This is a genomic window from Butyricicoccus pullicaecorum DSM 23266 (assembly GCF_900167005.1).
Lineage (GTDB): Bacteria > Bacillota > Clostridia > Oscillospirales > Butyricicoccaceae > Butyricicoccus > Butyricicoccus pullicaecorum.
Genome location: NZ_FUXW01000001.1, coordinates 478,207 through 494,748 on the forward strand (window position 1 = coordinate 478,207; position 16,542 = coordinate 494,748).

Below are 16,542 nucleotides of genomic sequence, written 5' to 3' on the forward strand. Positions count from 1 at the left end.
GTGCGTGATCGGTGCCCCGGTATGGTCGTTATTGGTCTTGCTGTTCAAAGAAGGATTGCAGCTTTTGCAGACTGCTCGCCAAAAGCGCGGTTTCACTGTCCGACAGCTCGCTCAGTGCGGCCGAGATCATGCGCTCATGAAACTCCTTGTGGTACGCATGGATGGCTTCGCCGCGCGGTGTCAGTGAGATATTGACCACGCGTTTGTCCGCAGTATCACGTGTGCGCTGAATCAGTCCCTTGCTCTCGAGTTTGTCACAGGCAACCGTGAAGGTGGCCAGCGTGACACCGACAGACTTTGCAATGGTGGACATACGGCTGGGTTGCTCGGCAGCGATCTTTTCGATAATATGGATCTCGGTCAGCGAGATATTATCGCCGATGCCGGCTGTCAGGGTGCGCTCCTCGATTTTGTTGATGCGACTCCAAATATCGACCAGAAAATTATTGATGGAATCAAAGTCCGACATGAGACCCTCCAATCTGCAAAAATAGTTAATTTGGCAAACTAAGTATAGCATACCCCTGTGGGAAAGACAAGATGAAGGTGAAAAAAACGGATTTTTGTCGAAAAGAGGACGAAAAAAGAGACCGTCTGACAGACGGCCTCTTGAAGAACCCTTATTCAGCGGACGGCGTAGCGTTACCCTCACCGGACGAACGGCGGCGCTTGGCACCACCGCGGCGGCGACGGCGACGGCGTACCACCTCACCGGACTCAGTGTTCTCGCCAGTCTCCTGCGCGGGCTGTTCGACGGCATCCTTGGGCGGTGCAGCCTTGACCAGACGGGGACGGTCAGAACCGTCGGGCGCTTCACGGCGCGGCTTGCGCGCGGGCGCTGCGGGCTTGTCCTCGGTGCTTTGCGGCGCAGCCTTGACACGGCGCGGCTTTTCGTTACGCGGACGGACGGGCGGCTGTGCGACTGCGACCGGCTCCTGCTCCTGCATGGGGTCGATCTCGGGCTGCTTTTGCTGTTTTGCGCAGTTCTGGCAGCACTCGCCGCCGTGATTATTGCCGTTATTATTATTGTTGTTGTTCTTCTTGGCGCGACCCGAACGAATCATCTGGCAGTCGGTGCACGCGAAAACGCGAGGCTCGTCCGGTGCATCCTCGAGCTGCACCTTGCATGTACCGCGCAGCATCTGGGTAGACAGGACAGTGCCGCGACCCTCCGGGGTCTCAACCAGACTGTCGGTCTTGGGCGTGACCTTTTGCAGCTCGGAATAGACCTCGTGCTCGTACTTGAGGCAGCACATCAGGCGGCCGCAGGTACCCGAAATTTTAGCCGGGTTGAGTGACAGGTTCTGTTCCTTTGCCATGTTGATGGACACCGGCTGAAAGTCGCCCAGATAGGACGCGCAGCACAGTTCGCGGCCACAGATGCCCAGACCACCGATCATCTTGGCCTCATCGCGTACGCCGATCTGGCGCAGCTCGATGCGGGTGCGGAAGATGGCAGCCAGATCCTTGACCAAGCCGCGGAAGTCTACACGGCCATCTGCCGTGAAGTAGAACAGGATCTTGTTGAGATCGAAGGTGCACTCGACAGCGACCAGACGCATGTCCAGCTTGTGTTCCTCGATCTTGCGCCGTGCGATCTGGTAGGCTTCCTTGGCCTGACGCTCGTTTTCGCGGGCGACTTCCAGATCGCGTTCGGTCGCGATGCGGATGATTTTCTTGAGCGGCGAGACGACTTCACGCTCGGACACTTCGGTGTTGCCCATGGCGCACTCGCCGCACTCGACACCGCGTGCGGTCTCCACGATAACGCTTTGTCCGCGCTTGACCGTGATGCCGCAGGGGTCAAAATAGTATACTTTGCCGACTCGTTTGAATCGGACACCAATGACAGTCAGCAATCTAAATGTTCCTCCGTTTCAGTATGCCGCGGATATTATTTGGATGATTGCGGCGGATGGCAGATGGCGTAAGCACCTGCCGCAAGGACAGCGCACTGGATGGGTGCGCTTGCGTTGACCTCAGCGCGGCGGGACAGCAGCGTGAGGTGATTGTAGACCGCGAGGATTTTTTCCGCGGTCAGTGCGCCGGCGAGGGCGCGGGTCTCGGCGGAGAGTGCCGGGACGAGCGGGGCAGCACCGACCGATACCAGAGCGGCATCGCGCAGCGCAGTCCCGAGCAGGGTCATGGCCTGCTGAAAAGCGGCCTTGTTCAGTTTGGCAAATCCATTTGCACCCAGCAGCATGCCGTATTCGTCTCCCTTGGCCATGGCGCGCAGGAACGCGCGGGATGGCTCGAGCAGCTCGGGGTTCTGGTCAGCGGACACATGCGGCGGCTCGAGCTGGTAGATGGCGCAGCGCGAGCGGATGGTCTGGAGCAGGACACCGGGTTGGGACGAGAGCAGGATAAAAAAGACATAGCGCGGCGGCTCTTCGAGCACCTTGAGCAGGGCATTCTGTGCACTCAGATTCATGCGGTCGGCGTTGTGGATGATGAAGACCTTGCGGTCACCGTCGTTCGGCAGAATAGCCGCCTCATCACGGATATTGCGTGCGGTCTCGACCTTGATTTCGCCATCTCCCTCATCAATGACAATTAAATCGGGATGCGTACCGTGCGCGACCTTGTGGCACGAGGCGCACGCGCCGCACGGACGGGGCGAAGCACCGGTGCACAGGAGTGCAGCTGCGATGGTTTGAGCGAAATCGGTTTTTCCGCTGCCATCCGGGCCGGATAACAGAACAGCCTGCGGAAAACGGCGATCAAGCGCAGTCCGCAGGCTAGCTTTGAGTGCGGTATTGCCGGGCAGAGCGTCAAATCCAGGCATTACAGTTTCTCAAACTGCTCGACGTTCAGCACGAATACGGTCGCACCGCCGACCGTGACCTCGACCGGCATTGCCGGATGGAAGCCAACGCCCAGATTTGCCGTCGTCGGGATGATCTGTTTGCGGGTGTTGGAATATTTGCGGATGAGATCCATCGCCTCGTCCAGGCGGGAGTCTTCCAGACCGATCAGGATGGTGACGTTACCGGCACGCAGAAAGCCGCCGGTGGTGGCGAGCTTGGTGATCTGGAATCCGGCCTCCATGAGGTGATTCATTACACTATGCGCGTCATCGGAATTGATGATTGCAAGCAGCATTTTCATAGGGAAACCCTCCTTTTCCGCCTCTCACCGTAAAAAAATCACGGCTGATATACAGAGATGCGGTCAATCGTATTATAACATTGATTTCTGAGAAATACAATGTGTTCGGCGGTGATTTCTTCACCCGGCCAGAGCACGGGAACGCCGGGCGGATACGGGGTAACCGGACGGGCGCAGACCATACCGGGCTGTACATCGTCCAGAAACAGCGTGGAGGCATTGCCGAGCAGAGCGCGGCGCACGGATAGAGCCGGACGGGGAACGGGTAAGGGCGGCAAGGGTGCGGGCAGCGCGGTCTGCTGTACTTCACGCGATAGGGTGTCCAACGCCTCGCGCAGGCGATCCAGATTGTCGTCCAGATCGGCTGGCGTGACGATACATACCATATTACGCGCGTCGCTCATCTCGCATGCCACCCCAAACCGCTCATACAGCGTGTCGGCCAGCTGATCCCCCGTCCAGTCGGTACCGGCGGTCGAGACGGTCAGACGGCAGGGATCGAGATCGTTTCCGGTCAGCGGTCGGAACTTGGTGTGCTCGGCCAGATGCAGGCGCAGGGCGTGAACGGCCTCGGCTGCTTTCTGATAGCTGTCATCCTGCTCGAGCGCATCGCGTGCCAGATCCAGACTGACCATCATGGCATAGGACGGGCTGGACGTGCCGAACAGGGACGCACCCTCACGCAGGCGGTCGCTGTCTATTGTGCCGCTCGACAGCAGCATAGCCGACTGGCCGAGCGCATAGAGTGTCTTGTGCGCACTCAGCGTCGCGAGGTCTGCACCCTCCTGGATGGGCGAGGGCAGGCCGACCGCGGGAAAGTGCGCACCGTGCGCGGCGTCGACCAGTAACTTGGCGCCGTGCGCATGGCAGACCGCTGCGATCGCCGGGATATCCTGCCGCACGCCGTAATAGTTGGGGGAGGTGACGAGTACGGCACGGATGGATGGATTTTGACTCAGTGCCCGGTCAATGTCGTCCGGACAGAGCAGACCGGGAATGCCGAACGGCTCGATGGTTTTGGGAAAGACGAAAGCCGGGGACAGATCGAGCATGGCGGCCGCGTGCGCGGCGGATTTGTGGCAGTTGCGGTCAAACAGCACGTCGGCACCGGCACCGGCAGCCGCGTACAGCATGGTGTGGATGCCCTGAGTCGAACCGCCGGTCAGAAAATGGCAGTCGGGAGCGTGGTAGAAGCGTGCGGCCTGTTCCTCGGCCTGCCGGATGGGACCTTCTCCCGTGTACAGGTTGCCGGTCTCGTAGACCTCGGTGAAGTCCAGCGGCAGAATGGGACCGAAATCGGGCAGAACATCCTTGCCCTTGTGCCCGGGCATGTGAAAGCGTGCGGTATGCTTTTGCGACAGGGCGCGCAGCGCATGATACAGAGGGGTATTCATGGATTGTCTCCTTCTTTGAGGCTCAGATTGCGCCGGAGCGGCGCGGGGCCGCGCCAGGTGAATGCGCGGTCGGGGTATTTTTCACAGAATTGGCGGCGGGTCAGACCGTCCACATCGGCCAGCGTCAGCGTATCAATCGGGGACTGTCTGAAATCCGGGATGTCGGTCTGTTTGGCGTGTTTGTTCATCGGGCAGACCAGCTGGCAGGTATCACAGCCCCACACGAGCGGGTGCTCGCGCACGAGCGCGGCCTGCTCTTCGGTCAGGGTGCCGCCCTGCTGGGTGAGTGCGGACAGACAGCGTTCTTTGTCCAGTTCGACCGGGCAGGCACGGCGGCACGCGCCGCAGTGCAGACAGCCTTGGGGTGTTTGTTCGGTTGCCGGCAGGTCGAGATCGGTCACAATGGTGCCGATAAAGACATAGCTGCCGTAGTCGGGATGGATGAGCAGTCCGTTATCCCCGATACAGCCCAGACCGGCGCAGGCGGCGGCGTAGACCTCGGGCAAGGGGGAGTCGTCGGCCAGCACGACAAAGTGGTTGTCTGGGTATTCGGCTTGGAACGCCTTGGCGACTGCACCTAACCGGTCGGCAATGACCGCGTGATAGTCCCGGCCTCGGGCGTACAGCGACAGGTTGCCGGAAGGTGCGCCGGTGAGGTAGGGGAAGAGGGCAACGAGGACGCTGCGGGGAGAGTCGATCAGACGGGACAGACCGAGCCGCTGCCGGTCGTCCATGTGGGAAAGCAGAGTGCCCATCGCACACACACCACATGCACAGAGTCCGCCTGACACGGACAATCTATCGACAATGTTCAAAATTCCTTCTCCTTCGACGGGTTTTTCTACATTATAGCATAAAGGTTTTGCCAAAGAAACACTTGCGTGCGGCACGGCGGGGGACTATAATAGACTCATTCATACTTTATCCCTATAAAGTATTACGTAATGAAAGGCAGGTCACAAGCGATGACAGAAAGAATCTTCAACTTTTCCGCAGGCCCTTCGATGCTGCCCGTTCCCGTGCTGGAGCGCGCAGCCGCTGAGATGCTCAACTATCAGGGTTCCGGCATGTCAGTGATGGAGATGAGTCACCGATCTAAGGTGTACGACTCCATTATCAAGTCTACGGAAGCCTCTCTGCGTCGCGTGATGGGTATTCCGGACAACTATAAGGTCCTCTTTTTACAGGGCGGTGCAACCATGCAGTTCTCCGCCATTCCGCTCAACCTGATGCGTACCGGTAAGGCAGACTATGCGCTGACCGGTAACTTCGCGAAGAACGCGTACAAGGAGGCCAAGAAGTTTGGCGAGATCCATGTCGCGGCATCCTCCGAGGCGGATAACTTCTCTTACATCCCGTCCCAGGCAGAACTCGATCTGTCCCCGGACGCAGACTATTTCTACCACTGTGCCAACAACACCATCTTCGGCACCGAGTGGAAGTATTGCCCCGAGACCGGTTCTGTACCGGTTGTAGCCGATATGTCCTCGAACATTCTGTCTAAGCCCATTGATGTATCTAAGTACGGTGTCATCATGGCTGGCGCGCAGAAGAACATGGGACCGGCCGGCCTGACCGTCGTCATCGTGCGCGACGATCTGCTGGGCTACTACCCGCAGGACAAGATGCCGGTACTGCTCGATTGGAAGCTGATGGCTGACAAGGAGAGCATGTACAATACGCCTCCGACCTACGCAATCTATGTTCTGGGTCTGGTACTTGACTGGATCGAGAACGAGATCGGCGGTCTGACCGAGATGCAGAAGCGCAACGAGGTCAAGGCAAAGCTGCTCTATGACTATCTGGACAGCCAGTCCTTCTATCAGCCGGCAGCACGTGCCGATTCCCGTTCCATGATGAACGTAACCTTCCGCACTGGCGACGCCGATCTGGACGCGAAGTTTGTCAAGGCTTCGATCGAGAACGGTATGTCCAACCTGAAGGGTCACCGTTCGGTTGGCGGTATGCGTGCTTCCATCTACAATGCAATGCCCTACGAGGGTGTCGAAAAGCTGGTTGACTTCATGCAGAAGTTTGCCAAGGAAAACGGCTAAGGGAGAATCAGGACAATGTATCAGGTCAAACTGTTTAACAAGATTTCCAAGGTCGGTCTGGATCGTCTGGACCCGGCTAACTATACGTGCAGCGAGGACTTCGACCAGTACGACGCCGTGCTGGTGCGCTCGGCCAAGCTGCATGACACCAAGTTCCCGGAGAACCTCAAGTGCATCGCACGTGCAGGCGCTGGTGTCAACAACATTCCGCTCGACCGCTGCGCAGAGGAAGGTATTGTCGTATTCAATACCCCCGGCGCAAACGCAAACGCAGTTAAGGAACTGGTTGTCTGCGGTCTGATGCTGGCTTCTCGTGATATCGTGGGCGGCATCGAGTGGACCAAGTCCCTGGCAGGTACCCCGGACATCGGTCCGGCTGCCGAGAAGGGCAAGTCCAAGTTCGCAGGCCCGGAGATCATGGGCAAGCGTCTGGGCGTTATCGGTCTGGGTGCCATCGGCGTACAGGTTGCAAACGCTGCGGTCGGTCTGGATATGGAAGTCTGGGGCTACGACCCCTACCTGTCGGTTGACGGCGCACTCAAGCTGTCCCGTGCAGTCAAGCACATCACCGATGTCAATGAGATCTTCGCAAACTGCGATTACATCACCCTGCATGTACCGCTCACCCCGGACACCAAGTACATCATTAACGAGGACGCAGTTGCCAAGATGAAGGACGGCGTGCGCATCATCAACATCGCACGCGGCGAGCTGGTTGACGAGGATGTCATGGCGGCAGCACTGGCATGCGGTAAGGTTGCACGCTACGTATCCGACTTCGCTTCCGATGCTATGCTGGCACAGAAGAATGCAGTCATCATGCCCCACCTCGGCGCTTCTACCCCGGAGAGCGAGGACAACTGTGCAAAGATGGCAGCAGCCGAGATCCGCGAGTTCCTCGAGTACGGCACCATCCGCAATTCGGTCAACTTCCCCAACCTCAAGGTACCCTATGAGGGCGGTCACCGTCTGTGCCTGATTCATAAGAACGTACCCAACATGATCGCACAGATCACCTCGACGCTGTCCGCACAGGGCATGAACATCGAGAACATGGGCAACCGTTCGCGCGGCGATTACGCATACACCATCGTGGATGTAAACGGCGTACCGACCGACGCAGTGCTGGATGCAATCCGTGCGGTTGACGGCATGATTCGTGTACGTTCGATCGAAAATCTGTAAGCCGAACGGTTTCTGAAAATCGACGAGCGTTGATGCAAGAATGAAACAAGCGCGTTTCGGAATGTGAATTCCGGGACGCGCTTTTGTGCATTTTGTGAGAAAATCCACGCACCATTTTGGCAGGAGAAAACCGAACAGTATCAAAATTTACAAAAAACTACCTTGCAAACGACCAAGTTTATTGTATAATTTATATAAGGGAGTATTTCCCACAAGGATTTTGATACAAAACGTTTATGAGGTGAATGGATTATGAATTATATGGCTGAGTATGAGCGCTGGCTTGCATCTCCGGCACTGACCGCAGATGAGCGCGCTGAGCTGGAGGCAATCCGCGGCGATGAGGATGCGATCAAGGATCGTTTCTTTGCTCCGCTGTCCTTTGGTACGGCTGGTCTGCGCGGCGTACTGGGCGTTGGTCTGTATCGCATGAACCGCTTTACGGTCGGTGCGGCAACTCAGGGTCTGGCCAATCTGATCGTCCAGAACGGTCCGGAAGCCTGTGCACGCGGCGTGGCAATCGCCTATGATTCCCGTCACTTCTCGCCCGAGTTCGCACAGCTGGCTGCCTGCATCCTGGCTGCCAACGGTATCAGCGTCAAGCTCTACGACGAGCTGCGCCCGACCCCTGAGCTGTCCTTTGCCATCCGTTACTATGGCACCATCGCCGGCATCAACATCACTGCGTCCCACAACCCCAAGGAGTACAACGGTTATAAGGTATACTGGGAAGACGGCGCACAGCTGCCGCCCAAGGAAGCCGACGTTGTTGCCAAGGAAATGGGCGCACTGGATTTCTTTGCTGATGTCAAGACCATGGACTTTGAAGAGGCGAAGGCACAGGGCCTGGTCAAGATGATGGACTGGCAGACCGACGAAGCATACCTCAAGGAAGTGCTCAAGGTTGCCATCAATCCCGACTGCGTAAAGCAGGTTGCCGACGACTTTAAGCTGGTCTACACCCCGTTCCACGGCGCAGGCTACCGTCTGGTACCCGAGATTTTGAAGCGCATCGGCTACAAGCACATTATCTGTGTGCCCGAGCAGATGGTCATTGACGGCGACTTCCCGACCGTAAAGTCCCCCAACCCGGAGAACAAGGAAGGCTTCCATCTGGCGATCGATCTGGCAAAGGCCAACGGCGTTGACCTCATCATCGGCACCGATCCCGACGCAGACCGTACTGGTATCGTGCTCAAGAACGGCGAAGGCGAGTATGTGACTCTGTCGGGCAACCAGGTTGGCGTCCTGCTCATCGACTATGTCATCACGGCTAAGAAGCTGACCGGCACTATGCCCGAGCATCCGGCTGTGCTCAAGTCTCTGGTTACCACCGAGATGGCACGCGCTGCAGCAGAGAAGAACGGCGTTGACTGCTTCGATACCTTCACCGGCTTTAAGTTCCTGGCTGAGAAGATCAAGCAGTTCGAGACCACCGGTTCGCACGAGTACCTGTTTGCATTCGAGGAGTCTTACGGATATCTGGCAGGCGACTACGCACGCGATAAGGATGCCGTCACTGCATCCATGCTGATTGCCGAGATGGCAGCATACTATCGCACCAAGGGCATGACCCTGTACGATGCAATGCAGACCATGTACGAGAAGTACGGTTATTACACCGAGCAGACCATCTCGATCACCATGCCGGGTGTTGCAGGTCTGGAGCGCATGAAGGAACTGATGGCTGAACTGCGTGCAACCCCGCTGACCGAGGTTGCAGGCCATAAGGTCGAGTACATCCGTGATTATCAGTCGGGCGTGCGCACCTGCGTTTCCTGCGGTAAGACCGAGGAGATGGAGCTGTCCGGCCAGAATGTACTGTACTATGAGCTGGCAGGCGGCACTTCGTTCATCATCCGTCCGTCCGGCACCGAGCCCAAGGTCAAGGTTTACATCATGGCTAAGGCAGACAGCAAGGCAGAGTCTGACGCAAAGGTCGCTGCACTGGCTGACGCTGCAAAGGAAATCGTAAAGTAAAAAATTAACATTCCGTATGTTCGGACAAGGGGGGCGCAGCGCCATTGCCGCGCCCTCTTGTCCTGTATAGAGAGATAAGGAGGCGAATATGCGGAGATTTATTGGCCCGATCACTGTTTTGCTGTTGTGGGCTGCACTGACAATCGGTCTGAATGTGTGGTTCACGATGAACCCGGACAATTCTCAGACCAATCTGATTGTCTCGATCGTCTATATGGTGCTGCTGCTCGTGATCATTCCGGTGGGACTGCCGATGCACAGCCGTTTGCTTGAAGTATTGCTCATGCTGTATGCGCTTGTGCTGGGTGTGATGGACATTGCCATCTTCCTGAACATGAAGCATACACTGGTCGATACGCTGGGCAATGCTATGCTGGCACCGTTCCATGGACTGTTTTACTTTGAAAACTTCCTGGGCATGGGCAGTTTTGCCATCTATGCCGTGATCGGATTCTTTGCCGCGTTTTTGACCCTCGCCGCCGGTGTCGGCGCGTGCATGGTGCAGCCGCGGGAATAACAACTGCACAGAAAGCTCAAAATAGGTATGAAAAAAGCCGCGCCGTCAGGCGTGGCTTTGCTTTTTTTTGAAAAAGAGGAAATAAAAAACGGCATCCTGTACGACTGCGTACAAAAATGCCGAAAAACACCGGATAAAAAAGAAAACGCGGTTTCAGGCCACGCTTTTGCACAACCCCCACCGCGTATCTAACAAAGTAAACCGTCAATTGATAAGCTGCGCTTTACCTGAGCGCCCTTGCTCAACTGATGTACTCTATTATAGAAAAAAGTTTGTGTGGATGCAATGTGAAAAATTCATAAATTTTCTGTGAATTTTTTGTCGGGATATGTTGCTTCCTGCTGAAGGCTGTTTGTCGGAAACCTCTTTACAAATCGACTTGTTCATGGTATTATAAATGTAATTTGTTTGCCCCTTGCTTAGTATTTCGGGCACAGGACACGTCAGAGCGTGCCGTTTCACCGTCCAATACTCAGCCTGCGGGGACTATTAAAATTTTTTATGAGGTGAAAGTACCATGATCCGTAAGGAAGACAAGAACGCTGTAATCGAAGCTAACCGCACCCATCCGACCGATACCGGTTCTCCGGAAGTACAGGTTGCAATCCTGACTGCACGCATCGGCGAGCTCACCGAGCACCTGAAGCAGCATCCGAAGGACAACCACTCCCGCCGTGGTCTGCTGAAGATGGTTGGTCAGCGCCGCAGCATGCTCAACTACCTGATGAAGAAGGACGTTAACCGTTACCGTGCACTCATCGCTAAGCTGGGCATCCGTAAGTAAGTATCAAAATCGAGGGGGGCATCCGTGCCCCCCTTGCTTGCTACTTGTTCCCATGTAACCCAAGGGCGGCAACGCCGCGGCTTTAGCAATTGGAGGACAGGCCAAACGCTGATTTTTGGCATGCGCTTCAAGTGCTAATGCTGCAATGCCGCCTGCAATTTCCATCATTAAGGAGGCATTCTTAAATGAGCAACATCAACCACTTTGAATTTAAGGACCACCGCGTGTTTGAGACCACTTATGCTGGCCGTCCGCTGGTTGTTGAGACCGGCAAGCTGGCACAGCTGGCAAACGGCTCCTGCCTGGTTCGCTACGGCGAGACCGTTGTTCTGGTCACCGCGACCGCCTCGGCAAAGCCCCGCGACGGCATCGACTTCTTCCCGCTCTCGGTTGACTTCGAGGAGCGTCTGTACGCAGTTGGCCGTATCCCTGGTTCCTTCATGCGCCGCGAGGGCCGTCCCTCTGAGAAGGCAATCCTGGCTTCCCGCCAGATCGACCGCCCCATGCGTCCGCTGTTCCCCAAGGACCTGCGCAATGACGTTTCCATCGTCTGCACCGTTCTGGAGAACGATTCTGATAACTCTCCCGAGGTAACCGCTCTGCTGGGCGCGTCTATCGCGGTTTCTATCTCTGATATCCCGTTCGACTACGTCATCGGCGGCGCAAACGTCGGCATCGTTGACGGCGAGGTTGTCATCAACCCGACCGCTGAGCAGCGCAAGCGCTCCGAAATGGACGTTACCGTCTGCGCAACCGCTGATAAGATCGTTATGATCGAGGCAGGCGCAAACGAAGTACCTGAGGACGACATGTTCAACGCTCTGATGGTTGCACATGAGGAGATCAAGAAGGTTGTTGCCTTCATCGCTGACATCAAGGCACAGATCGGCAAGCCCAAGTTCGAGTACGAGCACCACGACCTCAACCATGAGATCTTCGACAAGCTCGAGGCTGAGTGCCGCGGCAAGCTGGAGTACTGCCTGGATACCGACGACAAGACCGTTCGCGACGCACGCATCAAGGTCGTTCGCGACGAGTTCGAGGCTGAGCTGGGCGAGGAGTACGTCGCTGAGCACGGCGCAGAGATCTCCGAGTGCTTCGACAAGCTGCAGAAGAAGATCGTTCGTAACTGGCTGGTTCAGGGCAAGCGCGTTGACGGCCGTGGTATGGAAGAGGTTCGTCCGCTGGCTGCTGAGGTTGGCGTTCTGCCGCGTGCACACGGTTCCGGCCTGTTCACCCGTGGCCAGACTCAGGTTCTGACCATCTGCACCCTGGGCACCCTGGGCGATGCACAGGAGCTCGACACTATTTTCGACGAAAAGACCAAGCGTTATATCCATCACTATAACTTCCCGTCCTTCTCGGTCGGTGAGACCCGTCCGTCCCGCGGCCCCGGCCGTCGTGAGATCGGCCACGGCGCACTCGCAGAGCGCGCACTGCTGCCGGTTATCCCGTCTGAGGAAGAGTTCCCCTACGCACTGCGTCTGGTTTCTGAGGTCGTTTCCTCCAACGGTTCGACTTCTCAGGGCTCTGTCTGCGGTTCGACTCTGGCACTGATGGACGCTGGTGTTCCGATCAAGGCACCGGTTGCTGGTATTTCCTGCGGTCTGATCACCGACGACGGTCAGGAGACCACCTTCACCGATATTCAGGGCCTGGAAGACTTCTACGGCGATATGGACTTCAAGGTAGCAGGTACCAAGAAGGGTATCACTGCAATTCAGGTTGATATCAAGGTTGACGGTCTGTCCCCGGCAGTCATCAAGGAAGCATTCCGCAAGTGCCGCGTTGCACGTCTGGGCATCCTCGACGAGATCATGCTCAAGGCAATCGACCGTCCGCGTGACGACGTATCCGCTTGGGCTCCCAAGATGATCACCATGCAGATTCATCCGGATAAGATCCGTGAGGTTATCGGTAAGGGCGGCAGCGTGATCCAGAAGATCGTTGCAGAGTCCGGCGCACAGGTTGACATCAACGACGATGGCGTGATCACCATTGCTGCTGTTAAGGCATCCGACGGTGAGGCTGCAAAGTCCATGATCGAGGCGATCGTTAAGGAGCCCGAGGTCGGCGAGATCTACTATGGTAAGGTTGTTCGCCTGATGAACTTCGGCGCATTCGTTAACCTGACTGCAAACAAGGATGGTATGGTTCACATCTCCAAGATGGCTGACCATCGCATCGAGAAGGTTGAGGACGCTGTACAGGTCGGCGACATGGTCTATGTTAAGGTCATGGAGATCGACGACAAGGGTCGTATCAACCTGTCCATGAAGGACGTTAAGGAAGAGGAAAAGCTCTAATTCCGTTTATCAAAGACCACGCTTCGCGCGTGGTCTTTTTTTGTCCCAATACACGCAGCAAAATTTTTATTTTCCTTGTGAGAGAATTCCCGCTTCCGGCTCGTATTGTAGGTGAAAGCGATCAAAAGCCCGATCCTAGGTCAAACGGGCACGCTGGGAAGGAGACAAATCCTATGGAGTCATTCGACCGCACGCAGGCGGAATATCTGGTTTATACCTATTCCGACTTGATTTTGCGACTCAGTTATACTTACCTCAAATCCACACATGACGCGGAGGATATCTGCCAGACGGTCTTTCTCAAATACCTGACCGCAGGGCAGAAATTCAGCGATCGGGAGCACGAAAAGGCATGGATCATCCGCACCGCTGTCAACGCCTGCAAGGACGTGCTCAAGAGCGGCTGGCGCACGCGAACGTGCAACATGGAAGCCTGTGCCGAGGTTGCAGCACCCGAAATGCAGGACGACAGCTTGATGACTGCGGTGCAGTCCTTGCCGGATAAGTACCGCATTCCACTGTATCTGCATTATTACGAGGGCTATAAGACCCACGAGATTGCCGAAATGCTGGGAGAACGTCCGGCGACCATCAACACCCGCATTGACCGCGCACGCGGCAAACTGAGAACCATACTGGGAGGGAAGACCTGTGAACAAGGAGTATAAAGACATGCTGAGTAAGCTGCATTTTTCCGAAGAACAGAAAGAAAACATGGTAGACCGTCTGATGCGCGCTCAGCTCGAGCCGGTGCAGCCCAAAAAGCGCCGCCGTCCGATTGGACGTACGGTTGCTGCAATCGCAGCGGTTGCGGCTGTGATGTCCATGGGCGCAGGCGCTGTGTACAGTGGTCTGGCGAGTGATGCATTTTCTGCGATTTTTGGCACCGAACAGACCGAGATCATCGATAAGATCGGCAAGCCGCTGGGCGTTTCGGATACCGATGCGGGTATTACGGTCACCGCTGATGCGATTTTGGGTGATGAACACAATTTGAACGTTGTGTTTACCTTGACCAAGGACGACGGTAGCAGCTGGGATGTCACGGACGCTAAGCTGTTGTCGTTTGGTGAGGCGACGGTGAGACTGAACCATCTGGGCGGCAGCCATGGCGGCGCGTGGTTCGTCGATGAAGACCCGAACGACAATCAGATTCAGTACGTAGAACAGATCACGGTGGACGATGGAAGCATTCCCATGGGCTCTGCAAAGGCGAGCATGTCCGACCTGACCGTGTACGATAGCCAGACCGGCGACGTACAGCAGGTGATTGAGGGAAGCTGGAACTTGCGCTTTGATGTCCAGTATGAAGACAGCAGCGTGGAATTGCTGACAGACTCTGTGCAGGTTGTGACCGATGCTGGTACGGCAACTGTGACTGAGGTCAGACTGTCGCCGGTTGGCTTCCGTGTGAGCGGATATTACGAAGCATTCAATGCGGAAACCCAGCAGATGGCAGACAATTACGAAGCGGCAAGCGGACGTGAGCCGGATGATTCTCCGTTCCGTCGGATGCGTGATGTCCCGGTCGTGATGACACTGAAGAGCGGCGAGACCGTTGATCTGGGCACCTATGCCGGCGGATCGGCTAATATGTCCGACCGGTCGTTCACCCTCAGCGGATGCTATGAGAGTGCCATTTATAACCTTGACGATGTGGAATCGGTGACGGTAGGCGATGTTACGCTGCCAGTGACTGCGCAGTAAAGCATAGACCCAATATTGCAAGCGGCTGTCCTTTGCGGGATGGCCGCTTTTCCATTCTGACCAGTTTGTGCACAGGCCTGATACAAATTCCTGTTCCGTCTTACGGTGCGATATGCTATAATAAAAACAGAAAATAGATGAAAACATTCGAATCGGTCGGATGTTTGGAACGGTGGAGTTTAAATTATGTATCAGAAAATTACCCTGCGCAACGGCGTGCGTGTGGTCGCCGAGCGCATTGGCCATGTCCGGTCAGCTGCGATCGGCGTGTGGATTGGAAACGGCAGCCGGTTTGAGAGCGCCGAGCAGAATGGCATCTCGCACTTCATTGAGCACATGATTTTTAAGGGCACAGAGAAGCGCACCGCGCGGCATATCGCGTCCATGATGGACGCGATGGGTGGTCAGTCCAACGCATTTACGACCAAGGATTGCACCTGTTACTATATGAAGGTGCTCGATACCCACTTACATACGGCAGCTGAGTTGCTGGCTGATATGTTCCTGTGCTCCAGCTTTGCCGATGAGGACATTGAACTTGAGCGCGGTGTCGTTCTGGAAGAAATCGATATGTACGAGGATACTCCTGAGGATGTCGCAACTGAGAAGCTGTTCGAGGCTTGCTACGAGGGAACTGCACTTGGTCGACCCATTCTGGGCACCGAGGAAACCCTTGCACGCATGGATTCCAAGGCGCTGCACGATTACGTCAGAAAGAATTATCATCCTGAAGATACGGTCGTCGCCCTGTCGGGCAGCTTCAGCGATGCCGATTTGGACTATATCTGTGAGCTGTTTGGTGAGATGCAGGGAAGTGGACGCAACCAGATCGAGCCTGCGCACTACCAACCGCGCGTCGTAATCCGCTCCAAGGAGATTGAGCAGAATCACCTGTGCCTGGGATTTCCGGGCTTGCCGCTGCTGGACGATAAGCGCTACGCATACCAGCTTATGAATGCAATCATCGGTGGCGGTATGTCTTCGCGCCTGTTCCAGACCGTGCGTGAGCGCAACGGCATGTGCTATTCGATCTATTCTTTCCCGTCTAGCCATGTGGACACCGGCATGTTCTCGATCTATGTCGGATTGGGACAGGAGGACGAGGCCAAGGCAGCCAAGCTCATCTGTAATGTGCTGCGTGACTTCTGTGCAGAGGGGCCGACCCGCGAGGAGCTTAGCCGCTGCCGTGAACAGCTCAAGAGCAACCTGCTCATGGGTCTTGAGAGCACCAACGCTCGCATGCATCATCTGGGACGCTATGAGCTGTTCACCGACCATGTGGTCAGCTCGGACGAACTGGTCGCAGCCTATGATGCGGTCACGGCCGATCAGGTGCGTGCACTAGCAAATGAAGTGTTCCGTTTCGATCAGGCTTCGATCTGTGCGGTCGGCAATACCGGAGACGAGGCATATTACCGCAGCCTAATCGGTTAAGATGGACTCAAAAAAATTTTTGAAGTTTGCAGAAAAAACTTGTTGACAAACCCTATCCTGCCGTGCTATTATA

At 56.1% G+C, this 16,542-nt stretch carries 15 protein-coding genes and 1 pseudogene; 10 read left to right on the plus strand and 6 right to left on the minus strand.

All coding sequences use genetic code 11. The features are described 5' to 3' along the window. Positions 1-28: 28 nt before the first annotated feature. From B5D52_RS16000 to B5D52_RS02400, 6 genes and pseudogenes are all read right to left on the minus strand, one after another. Positions 29-469: a MarR family winged helix-turn-helix transcriptional regulator gene (locus tag B5D52_RS16000; protein WP_016147546.1), complete on the minus strand. Its 441-nt coding sequence runs from the start codon at positions 467-469 to the stop codon at positions 29-31. 625 nt (positions 470-1,094) lie between these two features. Further along, positions 1,095-1,859: pseudogene (locus B5D52_RS16460) on the minus strand (PSP1 domain-containing protein); the annotation flags it as partial. A gap of 35 nt (positions 1,860-1,894) precedes the next feature. Then, positions 1,895-2,785 (minus strand): DNA polymerase III subunit, encoded by an 891-nt coding sequence (locus B5D52_RS02385; protein ID WP_016147544.1) that lies wholly within the window; start codon positions 2,783-2,785, stop codon positions 1,895-1,897. Continuing rightward, the gene (locus B5D52_RS02390) at positions 2,785-3,108 is read right to left on the minus strand and encodes a cyclic-di-AMP receptor (protein ID WP_016147543.1); all 324 of its coding nucleotides are present in this window, start codon (positions 3,106-3,108) and stop codon (positions 2,785-2,787) included. Before B5D52_RS02390 ends, B5D52_RS02385 begins: the two co-directional genes overlap by 1 nt. 38 nt (positions 3,109-3,146) lie before the next feature. Further along, positions 3,147-4,502: an aminotransferase class I/II-fold pyridoxal phosphate-dependent enzyme gene (locus B5D52_RS02395; RefSeq protein WP_016147542.1), complete on the minus strand. Its 1,356-nt coding sequence runs from the start codon at positions 4,500-4,502 to the stop codon at positions 3,147-3,149. Next, complete coding sequence (locus B5D52_RS02400) at positions 4,499-5,317, minus strand: epoxyqueuosine reductase (RefSeq protein ID WP_016147541.1); 819 nt, start codon at positions 5,315-5,317, stop codon at positions 4,499-4,501. Before B5D52_RS02400 ends, B5D52_RS02395 begins: the two co-directional genes overlap by 4 nt. Positions 5,318-5,467: 150 nt before the next feature. Between B5D52_RS02400 and serC the strand changes: the two genes are divergently transcribed. The 10 genes from serC (at position 5,468) to B5D52_RS02445 (ending at position 16,469) form a co-directional block, all read left to right on the plus strand. Then, positions 5,468-6,556: a 3-phosphoserine/phosphohydroxythreonine transaminase gene (serC, locus tag B5D52_RS02405; protein WP_016147540.1), complete on the plus strand. Its 1,089-nt coding sequence runs from the start codon at positions 5,468-5,470 to the stop codon at positions 6,554-6,556. A 15-nt stretch (positions 6,557-6,571) separates the two neighbouring features. After that, a complete protein-coding gene (locus B5D52_RS02410) occupies positions 6,572-7,741 on the plus strand; it encodes a phosphoglycerate dehydrogenase (protein ID WP_016147539.1) in 1,170 nt (389 codons plus the stop codon). Between the two features lie 252 nt (positions 7,742-7,993). Beyond that, entirely contained in the window at positions 7,994-9,721 is a 1,728-nt protein-coding gene (locus tag B5D52_RS02415; RefSeq protein WP_016147538.1) for a phospho-sugar mutase, read from the plus strand. Positions 9,722-9,809: 88 nt separating this feature from the next. Continuing rightward, entirely contained in the window at positions 9,810-10,238 is a 429-nt protein-coding gene (locus tag B5D52_RS02420) for a hypothetical protein (RefSeq protein ID WP_016147537.1), read from the plus strand. Between the two features lie 27 nt (positions 10,239-10,265). Continuing rightward, positions 10,266-10,430, plus strand: a complete 165-nt coding sequence (locus B5D52_RS16005; RefSeq protein WP_155827639.1) for a hypothetical protein — start codon at positions 10,266-10,268, stop codon at positions 10,428-10,430. A gap of 325 nt (positions 10,431-10,755) precedes the next feature. Then, complete coding sequence (gene rpsO, locus B5D52_RS02425) at positions 10,756-11,022, plus strand: 30S ribosomal protein S15 (protein WP_016147536.1); 267 nt, start codon at positions 10,756-10,758, stop codon at positions 11,020-11,022. 185 nt (positions 11,023-11,207) lie between these two features. Further along, positions 11,208-13,328, plus strand: a complete 2,121-nt coding sequence (locus tag B5D52_RS02430) for a polyribonucleotide nucleotidyltransferase (RefSeq protein WP_016147535.1) — start codon at positions 11,208-11,210, stop codon at positions 13,326-13,328. 173 nt (positions 13,329-13,501) lie between these two features. Next, positions 13,502-13,996 (plus strand): RNA polymerase sigma factor, encoded by a 495-nt coding sequence (locus B5D52_RS02435; protein ID WP_016147534.1) that lies wholly within the window; start codon positions 13,502-13,504, stop codon positions 13,994-13,996. Positions 13,997-14,000: 4 nt separating this feature from the next. Then, positions 14,001-15,035, plus strand: a complete 1,035-nt coding sequence (locus B5D52_RS02440) for a DUF4179 domain-containing protein (protein ID WP_016147533.1) — start codon at positions 14,001-14,003, stop codon at positions 15,033-15,035. Between the two features lie 186 nt (positions 15,036-15,221). Next, a complete protein-coding gene (locus B5D52_RS02445; RefSeq protein WP_016147532.1) occupies positions 15,222-16,469 on the plus strand; it encodes a M16 family metallopeptidase in 1,248 nt (415 codons plus the stop codon). The last annotated feature ends 73 nt before the right edge of the window (positions 16,470-16,542 follow it).

Coding starts and splice junctions, on each gene's coding strand:
- B5D52_RS16005 (WP_155827639.1), top strand. CDS start 10,266: ATGAAAAAAGCCGCGCCGTCAGGCGTGGCTTTGCTTTTTTTTGAAAAA.
- B5D52_RS02430 (WP_016147535.1), top strand. CDS start 11,208: ATGAGCAACATCAACCACTTTGAATTTAAGGACCACCGCGTGTTTGAG.
- rpsO (WP_016147536.1), top strand. CDS start 10,756: ATGATCCGTAAGGAAGACAAGAACGCTGTAATCGAAGCTAACCGCACC.
- B5D52_RS02435 (WP_016147534.1), top strand. CDS start 13,502: ATGGAGTCATTCGACCGCACGCAGGCGGAATATCTGGTTTATACCTAT.
- B5D52_RS02410 (WP_016147539.1), top strand. CDS start 6,572: ATGTATCAGGTCAAACTGTTTAACAAGATTTCCAAGGTCGGTCTGGAT.
- B5D52_RS02415 (WP_016147538.1), top strand. CDS start 7,994: ATGAATTATATGGCTGAGTATGAGCGCTGGCTTGCATCTCCGGCACTG.
- B5D52_RS02395 (WP_016147542.1), bottom strand. CDS start 4,502: ATGAATACCCCTCTGTATCATGCGCTGCGCGCCCTGTCGCAAAAGCAT.
- B5D52_RS16000 (WP_016147546.1), bottom strand. CDS start 469: ATGTCGGACTTTGATTCCATCAATAATTTTCTGGTCGATATTTGGAGT.
- B5D52_RS02385 (WP_016147544.1), bottom strand. CDS start 2,785: ATGCCTGGATTTGACGCTCTGCCCGGCAATACCGCACTCAAAGCTAGC.
- B5D52_RS02390 (WP_016147543.1), bottom strand. CDS start 3,108: ATGAAAATGCTGCTTGCAATCATCAATTCCGATGACGCGCATAGTGTA.
- B5D52_RS02445 (WP_016147532.1), top strand. CDS start 15,222: ATGTATCAGAAAATTACCCTGCGCAACGGCGTGCGTGTGGTCGCCGAG.
- B5D52_RS02440 (WP_016147533.1), top strand. CDS start 14,001: ATGCTGAGTAAGCTGCATTTTTCCGAAGAACAGAAAGAAAACATGGTA.
- B5D52_RS02420 (WP_016147537.1), top strand. CDS start 9,810: ATGCGGAGATTTATTGGCCCGATCACTGTTTTGCTGTTGTGGGCTGCA.
- serC (WP_016147540.1), top strand. CDS start 5,468: ATGACAGAAAGAATCTTCAACTTTTCCGCAGGCCCTTCGATGCTGCCC.